The following is a 19,817-nucleotide window of genomic DNA, read 5'->3' as shown; positions in this document are numbered from 1 at the left end:
TTAATCTTATAATTGATTTTCAGTTGTAATCTTTGATGGAAGTTAATTTTTACATTATTAAAAATCATTTTTTTCACAATCAAAGCTTGGTTAATTTCTGCCTGATGCAGTAAAATAGTTCAGCTAATTTAATTCGCTTTATTTTATGTCCGCAGTCAGTTTGTTGTTTTCATGTTTTCTCGGTAACGTGTTTGACCTGACGCGGTAGACTCTTTTTGCTTATGTATTGTTCTGTCTCTTTTGCGAATTTGTGCCGTTGTTTACACCCTTGACCGCAGCCACTTAGCAAGCTAATGAAAAATACGACCGTGTGACGCCCTTAATTTTGGAGAATTCTCTTTGATTAGCGTTCTTCTTGTAGATGACCATGAACTGGTGCGCGCAGGGATTCGACGCATTCTTGAGGATATCAAAGGCATTAAAGTTGTTGACGAGGTGCAGTGCGGAGAAGACGCTGTTAAATGGTGCCGCAGCAACTCAGTCGATATTGTCTTGATGGATATGAGTATGCCGGGGATCGGCGGGTTGGAAGCCACAAAGAAAATTGTGCGTTTTTGCCCAGACGTCAAAATTATCATGCTGACAATTTATACCGAAAACCCTTTGCCGGCAAAAGTGATGCAGGCGGGCGCTTCCGGCTATCTCAGTAAAGGCGCCGCTCCTCAGGAAGTGGTTAATGCTATCCGCCTGGTCGATTCTGGTCAGCGGTACATAGCCTCTGATATTGCCCAGCAAATGGCTCTGAGCCAACTTGAGCCACAGTCTGAAACGCCTTTTGACAGCCTCTCCGAGCGTGAGCTGCAAATTATGTTGATGATTACCAAAGGGCAGAAGGTTAACGAGATTTCAGAACAACTTAATCTCAGTCCGAAAACGGTGAACAGTTATCGCTATAGAATGTTTAGTAAACTAAATATCAGCGGTGATGTAGAATTGACTCATCTGGCAATACGCCATGGTCTTTTCAACTCGGAGACGTTGTCTGGCAGTGAGTAATGAGCGTTTTGACCCCCAGGCCTTTTTAAAAACGGTCACCAGCCAACCCGGCGTCTACAGAATGTACGACGTAACCGGGACGGTAATTTATGTCGGGAAAGCCAAAGATCTTAAAAAAAGGCTTTCCAGTTATTTCCGTGTCCAGGTTTCGAGCCGCAAGACAGAGACCCTGGTCAAAAACATCCAACAAATAGACGTCACGGTCACGCATACCGAAACGGAAGCGCTGCTGCTTGAACATAACTACATCAAGCTTTATCAGCCGCGCTACAACGTTTTGCTGCGTGACGACAAATCTTATCCGCTGATTTTTCTCAGCGCCGATAATCATCCCCGACTCACTATCCACCGCGGCGCGAAGCATGCCAAAGGTGAGTATTTTGGTCCGTTTCCCAATTCCTATGCGGTAAGAGAAACGCTGGCTTTGCTGCAAAAGCTGTTTCCTATCCGCCAGTGTGAAAACAGCGTTTACCGCAATCGCTCGCGTCCTTGCCTGCAGTATCAGATTGGCCGCTGCCTTGGTCCATGCGTCAGCGGGTTGGTCAGTGAAGAGGAATATAAGCAGCAGGTCGACTATGTTCGGTTGTTCCTGGCCGGTAAAGACCAGCAGGTGGTGACTCAGCTGATTGAACGAATGGAAGACGCCAGTAAAAATCTGCGTTTTGAAGATGCAGGGCGTTTTCGTGATCAGATTCAGGCGGTGGGTCGCGTGACTGAAAGGCAGTTTGTGACGGGCAACAGTGAAGATCTTGACGTCATTGGCGTCGCCTTTGAGTCAGGAATGGCCTGCCTGCATGTGCTGTTCATCCGTCAGGGAAAAGTGCTCGGAAGCCGAAGCTATTATCCTAAGGTACCGGGCGGCACTGAAATGTCAGAGGTTGTGCAAACCTTCGTTGGTCAATTTTATTTGCAAGGCAGTCAGGCGAGAACCTTGCCGGGTGAAATACTGCTCGACTTTAGCCTGCCCGAGAAAGACCTGCTCGCTGAATCGCTCAGCGAGATGGCTGGCCGTAAAGTTCATATTCAAAGCAAACCGCGCGGCGACCGTGCACGCTACCTCAAGCTAGCCCGCACCAACGCCACTACAGCGTTGACTACGCGTTTGTCCGAGCGCTCGACGATTCATCAACGGCTCGCCGAACTGGCCAAAACGTTGAATCTTGCCGAAATAAATCGCATGGAGTGTTTCGACATCAGCCATACCATGGGGGAGCAAACCGTGGCTTCTTGTGTGGTATTTGATGCAAATGGTCCGGTACGCGCCGAGTATCGTCGCTATAATATAACGGGGATCACGCCTGGTGATGATTACGCGGCGATGACGCAGGTACTCAATCGGCGTTACGGTAAATCGATTGAGGAGGCCAAGATCCCTGACGTCATTTTTATCGACGGCGGAAAAGGGCAGTTGGGCATGGCCTTGGACGTGTTCAAGGAATTGGATGTATCATGGGATAAATCCAAGCCGCTGCTGATTGGCATTGCCAAAGGCGCGGATCGTAAAGCGGGGTTGGAGACGCTATTCTTCAAAGCCGAAGGTGAGGGGATTGCATTGCCTTCTGATTCTCCTGCGCTGCATGTGATACAACATATTCGTGACGATTCGCACAATCACGCCATTACCGGACATCGGCAGAAGCGTGCCAAAGTAAGAAACACCAGTGCACTTGAAGAGATAGAAGGCGTGGGGCCGAAAAGGCGTCAGGTTTTGCTCAAATATATGGGAGGCATTCAACCTTTACTGAATGCCAGTGCAGAGGAAATTGCAAAAGTGCCGGGTATTTCACACGCATTGGCAGAAAAAATTCATAATGCGTTGAAACACTAGGGTCATTGTAGCAACATACTCATAATATCTACATCGGACAGATAGTTACCTACGCACATGCAATTTAATATACCGACGTGCCTTACCCTGTTTCGCGTTGTCATGATCCCGTTCTTCGTGCTGGCTTTTTATCTGCCGTACGTTTGGGCTCCTACAGCTTGCGCCTTGATTTTCGTTCTCGCCGCGATTACCGACTGGTTTGACGGCTATCTTGCTCGTCGCTGGAAGCAAACTACTCGCTTTGGTGCGTTCCTCGATCCCGTGGCCGACAAGGTATTGGTCGCGATTGCGCTCGTGCTGGTGGCAGAATATTTCCACGCCTGGTGGATAACATTGCCGGCGGCGACCATGATAGCACGCGAAATTATCATTTCTGCGCTTCGAGAATGGATGGCCGAGATCGGTAAACGCAGCAGCGTGGCGGTTTCCTGGATAGGTAAAGTGAAAACGATGGCGCAGATGCTGTCGCTGGTAGCGCTATTATGGCGCCCAAATGATATCGCCGTCGGCGTTGGGGTTGTCGCGTTGTACATTGCTGCGGTGCTGACTTTTTGGTCAATGTTCCAATATCTGTTTGCTGCACGTAATGATTTGCTGGAACCTTGATCGAACTGATTTAAAAAACGGCAATCAGTCACGATGAGCTGATAATTTTATTGACTCATCGCGTCAGCCAAGTAGAATGCAACGCATCGGAAGGCAGTGAGCAGTTAGCCCGAAGATAAGCTAAAAAAATCAGTAAGTTCTGATTAAAGCGGGAATAGCTCAGTTGGTAGAGCACGACCTTGCCAAGGTCGGGGTCGCGAGTTCGAGTCTCGTTTCCCGCTCCAAATTCGTTAGGTAGAACAAGTTTCTAGCTAACAGTAAGAAAAGTAAAGAATTAAGGCGCGTTAACAAAGCGGTTATGTAGCGGATTGCAAATCCGCCTAGTCCGGTTCGACTCCGGAACGCGCCTCCAATTTTCCCGGAGCCCGGGTGGTGGAATCGGTAGACACAAGGGATTTAAAATCCCTCGGCGTTCGCGCTGTACGAGTTCAAGTCTCGTCCCGGGTACCATGGAAAATTAGCTGAATAATCAAAAGCAATAAAGTAGTAATGTCGTTATGCCACCTTCGGGTGGTTTTTTTGTTTTTGGGTTTTCATAATATCCCTTCATAATATTTCTCCTTACCCCTCTATCATTTTCATCTTAATTGAAATTGCACTATCTTGCAGTATCCTCTGCGAAAGCAAATTGAAACGATTACTGCGTTTACTGAGCGTCTTTAATACGGCATATTTTTGGGTGGATTCTCGGCGATTTTATTGTCACAAGCTGGGTAATTCACCGGATGTTTTCAGAAGTAACTCTATGTAATGCATTGAACTATATGATTAAAAATCAGGGGTGCTAGATTGAAATCGCTAATTAAAATAGGTGGGTTTGCTTTATTGTTGTCTACGGTCATCGCGAATATATCCATAGCTCGGGCCGAACAAACCATCGTTTTTGTCCGCCATGGTGAAAAACCGGTAAACAGCAGCGGGCAATTAACCTGTAAGGGACTTAACCGAGCACTGGCTCTGCCTAAGGTTTTGCTATCCCGTTATGGAAAACCGGCTGCTATCTTCGCCGCGGGGCCGAAGGAAGATAAGTCAGGAAGTTCTCTCAGACCATTGACGACCATCACTCCAACGGCTATCCAGCTTTCTATGCCGATTGATATTCAGTTCCATGCGGATGATATTGCTGGCGTTCAAAAGGCACTGTTGAGCAATACGTATAGCAATTCACTGGTATTTGTTTCCTGGGAACACAAAAATCTCGATAAATTAGTTAAAAATATTATGAAAGCTGAGGGTGCTGACCCCGCCACGGTGCCTGCCTGGCCCGGCAGTGATTTTGACAGTATTTTTGTTCTAAAAATCAATCAGGGCAGCGCAAGTAACAAAATCAGCTTCCAGCATGAGGCTGAGAACCTGACTAATTTGTCAGATCAATGTCCCGGCACCCAATCATAATAGGACAGTGTCGATAGTTCCCGATCAAGGGACCTGCCATTAAAAAAGGAGCAAAGGCGAGTGCTGCCTTGGCTCCTTTTTATGTGTCATACGCTAATTAAATTAGATTTCGTACTGTACGCCGCGGACTACGCCGATAATCTCGCAGTTGCCATTGATAGGAATGTTGGCGTAGCGCGGGTTTAGCGGAACGAGATACTTATTCGGTCCATCAATAACCAACTTTTTCATGGTTGCCTCGCTGGTTCCGGCAATGCGGGCGACAACGATTTTTCCATGAGTGGCCTCTACGTGAGGATCGACAATGACGGTAGAGCCTTCCGGGATACTCGGTAGCCCCGAAGGATTAGTCATTGAATCACCACGCACCGTTAGAGCAAATGAGTCTGATGACACGCGTAGGCCGGTTTCCATCCAGTATTCTGCTCTCTCAAAAAGTTCACTCGATTCTGACTCCGTGAACACGCCTGCCTGTACCCACGAAAGAATAGGGATTTTTCTAACGCTGGTCACCAGGGGTTGTAGCCCAGCAAAATCAGTACCATAAAGTACATAAGCTTCTGTGGTATTGAAATATTTTGCAAGCTTCAACAACGATTCAGCTTTAGGAACATTGAGATCTTTTTCCCAATATCCCACAGTGACATCCGAAACGCCGCAATACTCACCCAATGCTTTCTGCGTTGTCTTGGTTATTCTGCGTAGCCTTTTAAGTCGCGCGCCAACCGATTCCATAATCCACTCTCAATAAAATTAACTAAGTTATCTTAGTTTTATTTGATCAAATTTAACCTTGGATATATTATCTAAGTTAACTTAGCTTGTGAAGCACGTTTGCAAATGAAACTTAGAGAAGCCAGCGCAGGGTTTAGCGCCCTCAATCTGGAAAAGTTCCCGCAGCTGCAAGGCGGCAAAGCATGATTACGCGACCTGTAGAGGACATCTTATGAGAGATATACCACAAGTTTTAGAGCGCTGGGGCGGTTGGGCGGCGGCGGATAACAGTCAACTGGACTGGCAGAGAACGGCGAACGGCTTCAAAAGTTTGTTACCTAACAGCTCAAAGTCGCGTCTTTCATGCTGCGATGACGACGGTTTGCTGATTGACGGATGTATCACGCGATTAAAAACCCTTAGGCCTGAGGAGTATCAGCTGCTGGTTCTGCATTACGTTATGAATCAGCCGAAGCGCGCCATTGCCCGGGTCATGAAAAGGGATGAAAAGCTGGTGCGTATTATGCTGCAAATGGCTGAGGGTTTTGTTGAGGGTTGCCTGGCGATGCTCGACGTACCGCTGGATATGGACCCGACTGTGGAAATTTATCGTGAACCGAAAAAAGTGCTCACGCGGTCCGCAAAAAGCCCGCTACTGTATTAATACTGGTTACTGAGTCACGTAGCCAACGCCAGTAAAAACCTCGCCTTGGTGGGGTTTTTACATGTAAAGGGTCACTTCGGTGGCCCTTTTTTTTCGACCCATGTACCTACAAAATAAAGAAGGACACTTCCATGTATACCTTGACCCTTTCTCTATCAACCAATAATCAAATTGTGGGAAAAATTGCAGATGTTGTTGAGGCTAAAGTCGTCGATGATGCCGGCGCCGCCGTATCTGGACAGGTGGTCAAATTTAGCGCCGACAATAACGCCTATTTTCTTGGAAATACTGTTACGACAGGAAGTAATGGCACCAACACTATTTCAGTATTCAGCCATACCGTGGGCAACTCGACGGTAACCGCAAAGCTTGTCGATGGCACCTCGGCCACTGTTGTTGTGACGTTTATTGCCGACCCCGGTCTGCCACCGGTCACCACGCCGGTCGGTGCGTTAACCTTAACTCTCGATGTCTCAACCAATAATCAAATTGTTGGCAATATCGCCGACGTGGTAGAGGCAAAAGTTATCGATTCTACCGGGGCCGCCATCGCTAAACAGTCAGTGAGTTTCAGCGTAGACAACGGCGCTTACTTCCTTGACGGCAATAAAGCCATAACCGGCAGTAACGGCACGGCGAATATTCTCATATACAGCAATACGGTCGGTGATTCGACGGTGAGTGCCACGCTGACAGACGGAACGTCGGCCAGCACAGTGGTTTCCTTTGTAGCTGACACCGGAACTCCTCCAGTCGTCAACCCGACAGGAAAAATGACACTCACACTTGATGCCTCCGTCAATAATCAGATAGTAAGCAGTGCACCGGACGTCGTTGAGGCGAAAGTGATTGATGAAACGGGCACCGCAATCGCCGAACAGGCGGTAAATTTTAGCGTAGATAATGGCGCCTATTTCATTGATTCAAATAAGATGAAAACCCAAAGTAACGGCACGACCAGCATCGCGGTATTCAGTGATACAGCAGGTGATGCTACGGTTAACGCCACTCTGGCGGACGGAACGGCGGCCACGCTGGTAATAAGTTTTGTTGCCTCGGACGGGGATCCTGGAACGGGAGCGGAACTGGCCGCCTTTAAAGCCGATGTCTCAGCCTTTATCACCTATGTACAACAAGCCCTTACGTCGTTAGAGCAAAATGTGGGTTCCGCGTTGTTGCAGCTTTCAACCTCGGTCACGGCTGAAGATGTACCCTCGGCGTGGACCCAGTTCGATACTAATGTTCAAACGTTTGAAACTTACTTCCAGCAAGGTCTGGTGGCGCTGGGTCAAAACGTTGATACAGCCTTTTTACAGCTCAAACAAAAGTATCAGTAACGCGTCATCATTGACGGCGAAAAATAAATGGCGTGCGGAGTAAAAAAACGCTCACGCGGTCCGCAAAAATGCGTTTACTCTATCAATACTGGTTACTTAGTTACGTAGCCAACACCTGCAAAACCTCGCCTCGGCGGGGTTTTTTGCGTTTAAGGGCCACTTCGGTGGCCCTTTTTTATTGCCTGGCATTCCTGCCAAAACACAAATCTACTTAGGAAATAATTATGTACTCAATTAGCTTCACTGCGCTTAGCAGTAATCAACTCGTGGGTCCTAACGGGACTGCCAATAGGGTTGCAGCCAAGGTTGTTGACTCGAATGGGGTTGCGGCAGCGGGTTTAAAGCTGACCTGGAGCGCGGATAATGGCGCCAATCTCGACCTCACTGTCAATCCGGCAACCACTGACGCCAACGGTCAGGCGGTGGCCTATGTATTCAGTAATACCGTGGGTAATGCCAATCTGACCGCGACACTGGCAGACGGCACTTCAGCCTCCACGGTGATCAACTTTGTCGCCAAGCCGGTTACTCCCCCGGTCACCACGCCGGTCGGTCCTTTCAGCATCAGTCTGTTATCTCGCACCAGTAATCAACTGGCCGGGCCAAACGGGTCGGCTAACACTGTCGCAGCAACGGTGCTCGATTCAACCGGCGCGGTGGCAGCGGGGCAGACGGTGACATGGAGCGTAGACAATGGCGCTAATCTTGACCTCACTGTTAATCCGGCAACCACTGACGTTAACGGTCAGGTCGTGGCATATGTGTTTAGCAACACTGTGGGTAATGCCAACCTGACCGCGACGCTGGCGGGTGGCACCTCAGCCTCCACGGTGATCAACTTTGTCGCTAAGCCGGTTACTCCCCCGGTCACCACGCCGGTCGGTCCATTCAGCATCAGTCTGTTATCTCGCACCAGTAATCAACTGGCCGGGCCAAACGGGTCGGCTAACACCGTCGCAGCAACGGTGCTCGATTCAACCGGCGCGGTGGCAGCGGGGCAGAAGGTGACATGGAGCGTAGACAATGGCGCCAATCTTGACCTCACTGTCAATCCGGCAACCACTGACGCCAACGGCCAGGCCGTGGCGTATGTGTTTAGCAACACCGTGGGGAATGCCAATCTGACCGCGACACTGGAGGACGGCACCTTTGCCTCGGCTGTCATCACTTTTGTCTCTAAAACGGCACTGCCGGAACCGGGCGATGATTCTCTCACCGCGTTTAAGTCCGACGTGGCAGCGTTTATCACCTATGTCCAGCAGCAGCTCGATTCGGTTGGTCAAAATGTGGAGGCCGCCTTGTCACAGCTTGGCGCTTCAGTGACCCAGAGCAGTGTGGCCGATGCCCTGTCTGCGTTTGAAACTAATGATGAAACGTTCAACGGTTACGTCGAGCAGAATGTTTCGACACTGAGTCAAAACGTCAGTGCGGCATTTTTACAGCTTAAAGCGAAGTATCAGTAATGCTTTCAAGAGCCTGCTACGAGCAGGCTCAATAATTTCATGCGGTTCAAACCTTAATAAAAGAGGTGGGGCGAAATGATTCAACATGGGTTCAATTGGCTGAAAAGCCTCTATTACATCCCCGTCATCGCGAGCAAAACCGAAACGTATCAGGAGACTTCAATGAATAACGAAACGATCAATTCCATACCTCAGCCTGGCGAGTCCATTGCCTCGCTGGCCAGCGCAGCCGCAGTTCTGCCCGTTGCCACGCCGGTAGCAGTTTCAAACGAGGCGATAACGTCGCCTTTGGCAGAGTTTAAATCCAGGATTGAGGCATTTGTTGCCTTTGTCGAAAAAGGGATCGAAGTGCTGGGGCAAGACGCCGAAGCCGAGCTGGTGGCGCTTAAAGAAAAGTATCTTTAGGCCTTTGCAAATACCTCTAAAAAATACTCATGCGGTCCGCAATAAATCCTTAGCGCCGAATACTCAACCTTCCCTGACTTCTTGTCGCAACGTATTCCGGCGCTAATCCCTATGGCAACAGTGCACAGCCAACGGCAGTTGGAGGTGGAGACTATGAAAATGAACCCACAAAGTGACGGATTCTGGACGCATTTCTGGGCCACGATCACCGCACTGTTTAGTGCGGCGGGTCTGACCACTGAGCAATGGATTTATGTGTTTTGCGCCATTTTTGGCGCACTGCTTTCATTTAACTCTTATCGCAATAACAAACTTGCCCTAAAGGAGAGGCAAAGCGAGGACGAAAAGAGAACCGAGATACTTCGGTCCTACCTGGCCGGCAGAAAAAATAATGCTGATATCGAGCCTGCAGGCGTTGCCAATGAGGTTAACGAAGTCATCAATAAGGTAGAAACATAATGGCCATATCACCGGAACTGAAAAGCAAAATGGTTAAATTAGGCGGAGCAACCGCGCTGACCATCGCAATTTCGCTGCTCGGTGGTCCTGAAGGCGTTGAAGGGCAGAGAAGCACGCCCTATCGCGATGTTGGCGGGGTATGGACAGTGTGCAGCGGCATCACGGGTCCCGACGTGTTGCCCGGAAAATATTACTCGGACAAAGAGTGTGATGTTCTTTTGAACAAGCATTTGGCATCGGTTAAAACAGCCGTCGATAACGCCGTAACCGTCCCCTTAGACCGCTACACCCGAGCTGCACTCTACTCCTTTGCCTACAATGTAGGCGTCAGCGCATTCAAACGATCGTCCTTACTCAGGCACATTAATGCCGGTAACACCAGGCAGGCCTGCGATGACCTTCGGCGGTGGGTTTACGTCAATAAAAAACGCAACCGTGGCCTGATAAACCGGCGCGAGATTGAGAGGCAAGTCTGCCTAATGGGGCAATTATGATCAATAAAATCGCGGTGATGACCACTCTGCTGGTGATGGCCTGCATCGGCTTGCTTATTTTTCTGGCTTTTCACTACTACGGGCAAACCGTTTCTCAGGCCGCTTCATTGTCCACGCTGAGTCAGCAGAAAAAAGAGGCCGAATTTATCGCCCAGTCTCAGGGGCTGAGCGTGGGTATTTTTAACCAGATTGCAGGGGCAACGCTAAATGACCAACAGGCTAACCAAACCGCAAGTCAGACGAGACAAACTATCATTAAACGAGTTCTTCAAACGGCACCGTGCAATCTGGTGCCTGTTGCTGCTGCCGTTAATGTCAGCTTGTTCAACCACTACAACGCAGTACGTCAACGTTCCCGTAACACCGATACCCGCAAGCCTGCTCGCGCAGTGCCAGCCGTCTCCACCGCCCAGTGACCCCCTCACTTATGGCGCATCGGTGCTATGGAATGAGCTTTTACTCACCGATTTAGAAAACTGTAATACCCAGCTCCACGGCATCCGCCAAATAGAAGTCGCAAGACAGCAGTGATCCACAACGCACTAACCACAATCCTCACCTCAATCAATCCCTAAGGAAATTATTATGGCTAATGTATTAACGTTAACTCGCGTCACCAACGGCGCACAGGCAGACGGCAGCTCAAACAACTCATTCCAGGTACTGGTCAACGATTCTGTAACCGGCGCGGGCGTGGCTAACGTCACCGTGACACTTTCGGTAACTACCGGCGCAACCCTGACTGCAAGCACGGTCACTACTGGGAGTGCGGGCAGCGTGTTTGGCTATGTCACCAGCATCACCGCGGCTTCTTATGTGGTCACCGCGGCATTAACCGGCGCAACCTCAAAAACCATTTCGGTTATCTTTACCTCCGCCGCCGAAACCGCGGCGGCGCAAAGGGCGCTCGAGACCATGCAGTCGGCACTCTCGGGCACGACCGGCTCTGGTTATGTCGGTTATGACCAAACGCTGACCTACGCCAGCGGCACCATTGGGGCATCATTAAGTCAGGCGGCCACTAATCTGACGACCAATAACAATAAGCTAGCGGCACTGGCGACCTCTACCGGCGCGGGTTCTGTGGGTTATGACTCAACCGTGACCTATACCAGTGGCACGGTTGGGGCAGCCTTCAATTCTGCGGCCACTAATCTGACGACCAATAACAATAAACTGGCGGCACTCGCGACCTCTTCTGGCGCAGGCTCTGTAGGCTATGACTCAACGGTGAGCTATGCCAGCGGTACGGTCGGATCGGCCTTCAATTCGGCGGCAACCAATTTGACCTCAAACAATAACCAACTGGCCGCACTCGCTACTTCATCAGGCGCGGGCTCGGTGGGTTATGACTCAACGGTAAGCTATGCCAACGGCACCGTCGGCTCGGCCTTTAATTCAGCAGCAACAAATTTAACGTCCAATAATAATCAACTGGCAGCACTCGCTACCTCGTCCGGTGCGGGTTCAGTCGGCTACAGCTCTACGGTGAGCTATACCGGGGGGACGCTGGGGTCGGCTTTTAATTCAGCGGCAACCAACCTGACCTCTATCAATAATCAATTGTCGGCACTTGCTACCTCGTCGGGTGCAGGTTCCGTGGGTTATGACCAAACTATTGACTATGCCAACGGCACTCTGGGTTCAGCCTTTAACTATTCGGGCACAACCCTGGCCTCGCAAACCAATAAGCTGGCGCGTTATCTGGATATTGAAGATTTCGCCGATACCAATTCTGCGGCGGGTGACTGGACGACGGCTATTCAGGCGGCCATTGACGCGGCCGTGAGTCGTGGAATTCTTGAGGTGCGCGGTACCGGCAGCTATGCGATTTCCGGCACGGTCAAAATCCGTAATATTTTTGGCAACGGTCTGAATATTTCTATTCACTCCCTGAGCGTGACCAGCAGCTTCCCGAGCAATACGTCTTTTTGGAACGCAACGCCGATGATTTCCATTGGCGACCTGGTCGGTAACGCAACCGGACTGAACCTGTTTATCAACGTACTTGACGGGGGTAGCAAAGCTGACGGTATCGTCCCAACCGGCTATGGCTTTGCGTTGTCGCATATTCACATCGGCTCAGCGAGCAATTGTATCGCGGTAGTCCGCACCGGCGCGCACCAGTGGCCAAACTCCTCGAACCAGCTGACGGGCGATTACTGGTCGAGTAACTATGTCGGCGTATTCTTGAAAAATGGCACCACCGGGACTAACCCGATCGTTGAAGGCTGGAAAGTCTCGGTCAAGTTTATTGCGGCGAACTACTGGGGGGGGATCTGGCTCTTCGACTGCGGTCAGTACGCACAGTTAAGCGGCGACTGGGACTATAACGGTCGCTACGTCGGGGTTATTGAACTGGACTCTACCACCGGGTTGTCGTCGATTGCCGGCCAGACCGGGCTTAAACTCACTAACGGCACGACGCCACTCGAGTTCCTGTTCTATTACACCTACCAGGGAAGCACCTACGCCGTGGTGGCTGCTAGCAGCAATATTTCAGTTTATGACGGCAGCGGCACCTTCCCGTGGACCGTGGGGCAAACGATTAGCTGTACCACAATTACCGGCGTGAGCCTGACCTACACCGCCGTCACGCTTTGCGGCGACAATGCCAGCAAAACCAACTTCTTCGATATTTTCCATGACTTTGAAAGGACGGCGTTCGGTAGAATTCAAGTGAAGGCGGGGTATCTTTCAGGAATCATTGGCGGCCTGCAGCACACCTCCAACCTGCAGTACCAAAACTCCTATGAGGACCCCACTGACTGCTTCCACGGACTGAGCGTCACCAACTCAGGCACCACGTTGGCGTTTATCAATACGCCGGTTGAGTCTTCAGCCTACTCGTATGTAACGGCGGACTACGTTAATTTCCAGAAAAAACTCTATATGCAGGATCGCCTGTATGAGGGAACGCCGGTGGCCATCAAGCTCGGGCCGTCCAGCACCACGTCCACCACCATTACCACTCTGAAAGACTCGGCACAGGACAAGCATCTGGATGAGGGCAGTATTTATGACATCACTCTGAAAACCAACTATGCGGGCAACTGTGGTTCCTATCGCGTGTTTGTTCTTTCGAGTGGCGGCACCTATTCACATAACGTTATCTCCAGTTACAGCACCTCGGCCATCACGGTCGACTTTGCTGATAACACCACAGGAGTAGACATGAACTTCCGCCAGCAGGCCCAGTCGCAGATGCAGGTGGTGATCAATATCGTGAGAATTTAACCTGAAAACGTCATTGCGGGCCTGTCGCGCGGTTATTACAGCCGCACGTCAGGCCCTCTTATGGCCTGAATTGTGATTATTTTGTTACAAACTTAAAAAATTTAAAAAGCAGTACTCTTATCTCAATCGGTATAAAATACTGTTTTAGAATATTGTGAGCTGTTGATTCAAATATGAAATGGTTAACAAAAAATGCGTTTTTGTTCGCGGTAAAGACCTGCATAGCGGCATTTCTAGCCTTATACATCGCGCTTGAACTTAACCTCGATAAACCGGCCTGGGCAATGGTCTCGGTTTACGTCATCTCGCAGCTTTATTCTGCTTCAACCCTGTCAAAGGCGCTGTTCCGCTTTCTTGGCACCGTGTTGGGTGGGATATTTATTTTTCTGATCTATCCCGTCACCGTTACTTTTCCGCTTCTGTTTAGCCTCAGCGTTTCACTGTGGGTAGCCTGCTGCCTTTACCTCTCACTGCACGACAGAACGCCAAAAAGTTACATCTTTATGCTGGCTGGATACAGCGCCGCCATCATGGGTTTTGCCGACGTGACCGTTCCGCTTGATATCACTTATACTGTCATTTCCCGCGTTGAAGAGATAACCGTCGCCATTGTTTGCAGCAGCCTGATCCACATGCTGGTTTTTCCGGTGCGGATGCGCAATTTACTGGAAAGCAGCGTGAGCAACTGGTACGACAGTGCCAAGAAACTGTGTAATGAATTGCTTACCGCCGAATCAAAAGAAGGTTCGCCGGAAAGAGAACATATTCTGGTACAGATGGCGAATTATCCCCTCAGCGTCGAAGCCCTGATAACCCACCTGGTTTACGAGGGAGATTCAGCGCGAAAACTGATCCGCCTGGTCAGTGCGCAGTATCAGCACCTTTCTTATTTGATCCCCACCCTGACAGCGATTGAAAAGCGTCTGAGTTTATTGGCAGAGCAGGGCATCACCTTTCCTGACTTTGTGGCCGAGTCGTTTGGCCATTTTCTGCAGTGGCTGAACAGCCCGGAGCAGAGCGGCAATGCGCAGGTGATTCAGGACGATATTAGCGGGTCGCAGGGGAAGATTAAAATGCTCTACGCCCGCGGAGAAATGAGTGCCGAAGAGGGACTGCTGCTGATTGGCCTGATGGAGCGTTTGCAAAACTTCATTCGCCTCTCCGAGTCCTACATGGGGGCCAAAGAGCGTGTTACGTCGCTGTCGCCCGAGAAAAAACGTGGTAAAGCAAAATTGATTCGCAAGCACTCCGATAAAGGTCTGATCCTGCTTTCTTGCTTTACCGCCTTTACCGCCACCATGCTGGGGTGCCTGTTCTGGATAGGCACCGGCTGGAAAGACGGCTCAACGGCGCCCATGATGGCGGCGGTGGTGTGCTCATTTTTTGCCTCACTTGATAGCCCGATTGCCTCCATGAAGGTGTTTCTGAAAGGCGTGTTAGTGGCAATCGTAATCAGCATTATGTATGTCGGTATTTTTATCCCCTTAACGGTGACCTTTGAGTCTTTGGTGATTGTTCTCGCTCCCGGACTGATCGCATTGGGGTTAGTCATTGCTAATCCTTCAACCAACTTTATTGGGCTGATTATCGCCACCCAGATCCCAGGGTTTATTGGCATGACGCACGACCTTAAGCCGGACCTGCTGTCGATTATTAACGCCTCGATTTCGACGATAGTCGGGATCGTTATCGCCGTTGTGTTGACGGCAATCATCCGCAACAAGCGTCCAGCCTGGATGGCCAGGCGAGTGTTGCGTCGTGGCATTAAAGAGTTGCTGCAGTTTACTTCTGAAATAAAAATGAATGCCTCATCGCTGCTGTCCCGCCAGCAGTACGTGGCAAGCATGATAGATAAAATCAATATCATCTTGCCGCGTAACAAAGTGGACCCTACGCCGGACGTGGCGCTGGGTGGCAATTTGATCACTGAAATCTGGCTAGGGGTCAACTGCTATGATTTTTATGCGCGCCATCAGGAACTGCTTAAAGAAAATACGCTGGACAGTGACGCGTTAATGGCGGAGATAAATAGATATTTTAAAATGCGACTGAAAAATATTTACCTCGCGCCACCGGCATCGCTGCTCAACGAACTCGACAATCTGCTGTTAAAAACAGAGGGGCTTTGCCGCACGGATATGCAACTCTTCAGCCCGCTGTTTTATCTTTTTAACATCCGTATGGCGCTGTTTCCGGGCCAACGCTGGCCTGTTATTTAAAGCTTGCAGCATTCCTACTACACCAAGTCACCTCGCGGTGACTTTTTTGTTTTATTTGTACATAATTGCGAACATCTTTGTTACAAACAAAACAAGATAACAAGTTTCTTGGGGGTATAAAATAATCCTTTAAAATCTACGTGATTTGTTTAATTAGAAAATGAAGTGGCTAACAAAAAATGCTTTTTTGTTCTCAATAAAGACCTGTATCGCTGCATTTTTGGCTTTATATATCGCTTTAAAACTTAATCTGGATAAACCTGCCTGGTCGCTGACGTCCGTTTTCATCATTTCTCAGCTCTACTCCGCTTCTACGCTGTCAAAGTCGGTATTTCGACTATTAGGCACGCTGCTCGGCGGTGCATTCATCTTCTTTATCTACCCCATTACCGTGCTTTACCCCCTACTTTTTAGCGTCAGCGTCTCATTGTGGATAGCCTTTTGCCTCTATCTGTCACTGCATGACCGCACGCCGAAAAGTTATGTCTTTATGCTGGCGGGTTACAGTGCTGCCATCATGGGCTTTGCCGATGTGGATTCCCCTCTGGATATTACCTACACCGTCATTTCTCGCATTGAGGAGATCGCGGTGGCTATTGTGTGCAGCACGCTGGTGCACATGATTATTTTTCCGGTACGCATGAGTACGTTGTTGGAAAACAGCGTCAATAACTGGTTTGAAAGTGCCAAGAAACTCTGCGGTGACATGGTGACCCGCGTTTCTAAAGAGAAGTCGTTGGAGCATGAACATATTCTGATCCAGATGGCGAACTATCCCTCCAACGTTGAAGCGCTGATCACCCACTGCGTCTATGAAGGGGATTCTGCGCGCACGCTGATTCGCATGGTTTCAGTCCAGTATCAGCATCTCTCCTATTTAATTCCGACGCTTACCGCGATTGAAAAACGCCTGATTTTACTCAGTGAACACGGTATTACCTTTCCTGATTTTATCGCCGAAACTTTCAGTCACTTCCTACAGTGGCTGAATAATCCCGCACAATTTGGCGATACCGGCGTATTAATCGAGGAGATGATGGCTTCGCAGGAAAGAATTAAAGCGCTGTACGTTGAGGGAGGAATGAGTGCCGAAGAAGGACTGCTGCTGACAGGGCTGGTAGAACGGCTGCAAAACTTCATCCGTATCGCGCAGGCCTACCTGGCGGTTAAAGAGAAAGTTAACGCGCTGAGTGATGAAAGAAATCCGGCGAAGTTTACGTTGTTTAAAAAGCATGCTGATAAGGGACTGATTTTTCTCTCATCGCTGACCATTTTTATTGTCACCCTGCTGTGCTGCCTGTTCTGGATAGGCAGCGGTTGGAAACACGGCGGCACCGCACCGGTAATGGCCGCCATTGCTTGTTCATTTTTCGCGGCCCACGACAGCCCAATAGCTTCACTGCAGGTGTTTCTCAAGGCGGTGATTATCGCTATTGCCGCCAGCCTGATTTATACCGTGCTCCTTATTCCGCTGGCCACCAGCTTTGAGGCACTGATCATTTGTCTGGCACCGGGACTGATAGCCTTGGGGATCATTATCGCCAATCCTGCGACCAACATTTTCGGGTTGATTATCGCCACGCAGATCCCAAGCTTTATGGGCATGAGCCACGACTTTAGGCCCGATCCGCTGTCGATTCTTAACTCTGCTATCTCAACGGTGGTTGGCATCGTGATCGCCGTGCTGGTGACTGCGATCATTCGTAATAAGCGACCTTCGTGGACGGCAAAACGCGCGCTGCGTAAGGGGATCAAAGACCTGCTGCAGTTTACACAGACCATTAAAATGAATAAGTCTTCGCTGCTTGGCCGCCAGCAATATGTCTCGGGTATGCTTGACAAAGTGAACGTGATTTTACCGCGTATCAAAATTGATCCGATACCCAACGTCGCGCTGGGCGGCAACCTGATTACCGAAATTTGGCTGGGGGTTAGCGTGTTTGATTTCTATGCCAGGCACGAGGAGCTGCTGAAAAGTAACGGTATTGATACCGATGCGCTGCTGTTTGAGATTAATAATTATATAAAAATGCGGCTAAAAAATATTTATTTAGCACCGCCCGAATCACTTTTGGGGGAGCTAAACGTGTTGTTGCTGCAGCTCGAAAGGGTCTGTCGTGCAGACATGCATTTATTTATGCCGCTGTTTTATTTATATAATATTCGCATGTGGCTTTATTCGTCTGAACGCTGGCCTGCACTATAATCGGTGGCTGACACCTGCTGCGGGCGACACAAGCCGTGGACCGCAGCAGTATTTGCGTTTTATCAGATATTTTCCAACTCAATATCTTTTGTTTTGGGACCCAGTATCGAAATAACCAACACCACGATTATCATGCTTGCCACGATAAAGCTCAGTACGCCAATATTGCCGGTGTATTGTAGAAACAGGCCGATAATGATGCTGCTGAATACTGTTGAAAGGCGACTAAACGAATAGCAGAAGCCGACGGCGGTGACCCGAATTCGCGTCGGGAATATTTCGGTTTGGTAAGAGTGGAAGCTGTAGGTCATCCACGCATTGCAGTAGCTCACCATAAATCCGCAGAAAATCATCCCCACCGGACTGCGCTGAAAACCAAACAGCGCGCCAAAAATCACTACGCCCAGCGCACCGGCCACTACCTGCCATTTTATCTCGAATTTATCGGCATACATTACTGAAATCAAACAGCCCAGCGGGAAGCCGAGGGTGATAATTATCGAATAAGACAGACTGTGGGTGAAACTGCTGCCTTGCCCAGCCAATAGCGCGGGGAGCCAGTTTCCGAAGCCAAAGAAGCCGATGGCCTGAAATATATTGAAAATCATCAGCATGATGGTGCGCGAGCGAAACTGCGGCGTCCAGATTTCCTTGAAACGTCCGCGACGCTCGAACTGCTCTTCATCATTGAGTGTCACCAGCTGCGTAATACGTTCAACTTTTTCAACCCCACACCGTTTTTCAAGCTCTTCGAGCACAGCCTGGGCTTTATCCGCCTGACCCTGCTGCATCAACCAGCGTGGAGACTCCGGCAGTTTTTTCCGCACTATCCAGATAAACAGCGAGAACACCACGCTGACCAACAGCACATAGCGCCAGCCGGTTAAGCCGAACCACGTATGGGGAACGAACCACCATGAGATCAGCGCAACGGCGGGGACCGACATAAATTGGATAAAGAAAGAGAAAGCAAAAGCTTTGCTGCGCAGGCGCGTTGGCACCATTTCGACTAAATAGGTGTCAATGGTCACCAGCTCAATACCCAGACCTACGCCGACCAGAAAGCGCAGGAAAATAATCCATTCCGCCTGATTCTGGAACACAATCAGCAGGGTGAAGAAGCTGTACCAAAGCAGCGCGAACATAAACGTCAGGCGACGGCCAAACTTGTCGGCCAAAGGGCTGAGCAGGCTGGTACCGATAAACAGACCGAGGAAAGTCGAGGAGGCGAAAGCGGCCTGATCGGAAATGCCAAACACCCCATTGCTGCCGACGTGAAAAATGCCTTCAGCGATTAGCCCGGGGCTGATGTACGCCGTTTGAAAGAGGTCGTAAAGTTCAAAAAAACCACCGATTGCCAATAATATTATAAAGCGCCACAGTCCCGGTGATGAAGGCAGGGCGTCTATTCTGGTGATCAGTTCGGGCGCCGTCATGGCCGCTGACTGACTCGATAAAGACGATGCGTGTGCGAATTCCATAAGTCCCATTACCCGTTGAAAAAACCTGATCATGCTAAGGGGTTATCACCGGATTTAAATTCGGAATAAGATTTCAAGATGTAAAATAATAGTGTATTTCACTAATTTTAGACGTATCAAGAGATAATTCACTTTGTCTCTCTTTCCTAATCATGAAGCTGAAATTTACGCTGTTCGTGCAAAACTTATTCGATAGATTTTAAAATAAAATTGAAACACAACGTGGCTCTTATAGGTTTAAATACCGAATCACAATTAGCTTTTTTGTGTACTGATTTTTTTCTAATTTTTCCCCAAAGTAAAACTCAGTACT

General features: G+C 49.4%; 16 protein-coding genes and 3 tRNA genes. 17 read left to right on the top strand and 2 right to left on the bottom strand.

The window, feature by feature from the left end; translation table 11 throughout:
• Positions 1-339: 339 nt before the first annotated feature.
• From uvrY to GA565_RS17600, 7 genes are all read left to right on the top strand, one after another.
• A complete protein-coding gene (gene uvrY / locus GA565_RS17630) occupies positions 340-996 on the top strand; it encodes a UvrY/SirA/GacA family response regulator transcription factor (protein WP_152199725.1) in 657 nt (218 codons plus the stop codon).
• Positions 989-2,824 (top strand): excinuclease ABC subunit UvrC, encoded by a 1,836-nt coding sequence (gene uvrC, locus GA565_RS17625; RefSeq protein WP_255474460.1) that lies wholly within the window; start codon positions 989-991, stop codon positions 2,822-2,824. Before uvrY ends, uvrC begins: the two co-directional genes overlap by 8 nt.
• A gap of 57 nt (positions 2,825-2,881) precedes the next feature.
• Positions 2,882-3,430, top strand: a complete 549-nt coding sequence (gene pgsA, locus GA565_RS17620) for a CDP-diacylglycerol--glycerol-3-phosphate 3-phosphatidyltransferase (RefSeq protein WP_055778126.1) — start codon at positions 2,882-2,884, stop codon at positions 3,428-3,430.
• Between the two features lie 148 nt (positions 3,431-3,578).
• A tRNA-Gly gene (locus GA565_RS17615) sits at positions 3,579-3,654 on the top strand.
• Positions 3,655-3,708: 54 nt separating this feature from the next.
• Positions 3,709-3,782 (top strand) — tRNA-Cys (locus tag GA565_RS17610).
• An 11-nt stretch (positions 3,783-3,793) separates the two neighbouring features.
• Positions 3,794-3,880 (top strand) — tRNA-Leu (locus GA565_RS17605).
• A gap of 351 nt (positions 3,881-4,231) precedes the next feature.
• Positions 4,232-4,825, top strand: coding sequence for a histidine phosphatase family protein (locus tag GA565_RS17600; protein ID WP_370518106.1), 594 nt, complete (start codon positions 4,232-4,234; stop codon positions 4,823-4,825).
• Positions 4,826-4,927: 102 nt separating this feature from the next.
• On the opposite strand, the gene GA565_RS17595 is transcribed toward GA565_RS17600, so the two are convergent.
• A complete protein-coding gene (locus tag GA565_RS17595) occupies positions 4,928-5,560 on the bottom strand; it encodes a LexA family transcriptional regulator (protein WP_055778132.1) in 633 nt (210 codons plus the stop codon).
• Positions 5,561-5,771: 211 nt separating this feature from the next.
• Between GA565_RS17595 and GA565_RS17590 the strand changes: the two genes are divergently transcribed.
• The 10 genes from GA565_RS17590 (at position 5,772) to GA565_RS17545 (ending at position 18,023) form a co-directional block, all read left to right on the top strand.
• Positions 5,772-6,203 carry an antiterminator Q family protein gene (locus GA565_RS17590; protein ID WP_152199722.1) on the top strand — a complete coding sequence of 144 codons (432 nt, stop codon included), beginning with the start codon at positions 5,772-5,774 and terminating at the stop codon, positions 6,201-6,203.
• 131 nt (positions 6,204-6,334) lie between these two features.
• On the top strand, positions 6,335-7,540 hold the full coding sequence (locus GA565_RS17585) for an Ig-like domain-containing protein (RefSeq protein ID WP_152199720.1): 1,206 nt from the start codon (positions 6,335-6,337) through the stop codon (positions 7,538-7,540).
• Between the two features lie 224 nt (positions 7,541-7,764).
• Positions 7,765-9,003 (top strand): Ig-like domain-containing protein, encoded by a 1,239-nt coding sequence (locus tag GA565_RS17580; RefSeq protein ID WP_152199719.1) that lies wholly within the window; start codon positions 7,765-7,767, stop codon positions 9,001-9,003.
• 162 nt (positions 9,004-9,165) lie between these two features.
• On the top strand, positions 9,166-9,408 hold the full coding sequence (locus tag GA565_RS24835; protein ID WP_226950992.1) for an Ig domain protein group 1 domain protein: 243 nt from the start codon (positions 9,166-9,168) through the stop codon (positions 9,406-9,408).
• Between the two features lie 153 nt (positions 9,409-9,561).
• Positions 9,562-9,867, top strand: coding sequence for a hypothetical protein (locus GA565_RS17570; RefSeq protein ID WP_055782973.1), 306 nt, complete (start codon positions 9,562-9,564; stop codon positions 9,865-9,867).
• Positions 9,867-10,361 (top strand): lysozyme, encoded by a 495-nt coding sequence (locus tag GA565_RS17565; RefSeq protein WP_152199717.1) that lies wholly within the window; start codon positions 9,867-9,869, stop codon positions 10,359-10,361. The genes GA565_RS17570 and GA565_RS17565 overlap by 1 nt, the downstream gene beginning before the upstream one ends.
• Positions 10,358-10,777: a hypothetical protein gene (locus GA565_RS24650; protein ID WP_193311929.1), complete on the top strand. Its 420-nt coding sequence runs from the start codon at positions 10,358-10,360 to the stop codon at positions 10,775-10,777. Before GA565_RS17565 ends, GA565_RS24650 begins: the two co-directional genes overlap by 4 nt.
• Before the next feature lie 169 nt (positions 10,778-10,946).
• Entirely contained in the window at positions 10,947-13,598 is a 2,652-nt protein-coding gene (locus GA565_RS17555; RefSeq protein WP_152199713.1) for an S-layer family protein, read from the top strand.
• Between the two features lie 173 nt (positions 13,599-13,771).
• Entirely contained in the window at positions 13,772-15,817 is a 2,046-nt protein-coding gene (locus GA565_RS17550) for an FUSC family protein (protein WP_152199711.1), read from the top strand.
• 160 nt (positions 15,818-15,977) lie between these two features.
• Complete coding sequence (locus tag GA565_RS17545; protein ID WP_152199709.1) at positions 15,978-18,023, top strand: FUSC family protein; 2,046 nt, start codon at positions 15,978-15,980, stop codon at positions 18,021-18,023.
• A 62-nt stretch (positions 18,024-18,085) separates the two neighbouring features.
• Here GA565_RS17545 and GA565_RS17540 read toward each other — a convergent pair whose 3' ends face one another.
• Positions 18,086-19,504 carry an MFS transporter gene (locus GA565_RS17540; RefSeq protein ID WP_226950991.1) on the bottom strand — a complete coding sequence of 473 codons (1,419 nt, stop codon included), beginning with the start codon at positions 19,502-19,504 and terminating at the stop codon, positions 18,086-18,088.
• Positions 19,505-19,817 lie beyond the last annotated feature (313 nt).

The sequence above is a fragment of the Rouxiella sp. S1S-2 genome, assembly GCF_009208105.1.
Classification (GTDB): domain Bacteria; phylum Pseudomonadota; class Gammaproteobacteria; order Enterobacterales; family Enterobacteriaceae; genus Rouxiella.
This window is presented reverse-complemented; position numbering and strand designations above follow the sequence as displayed.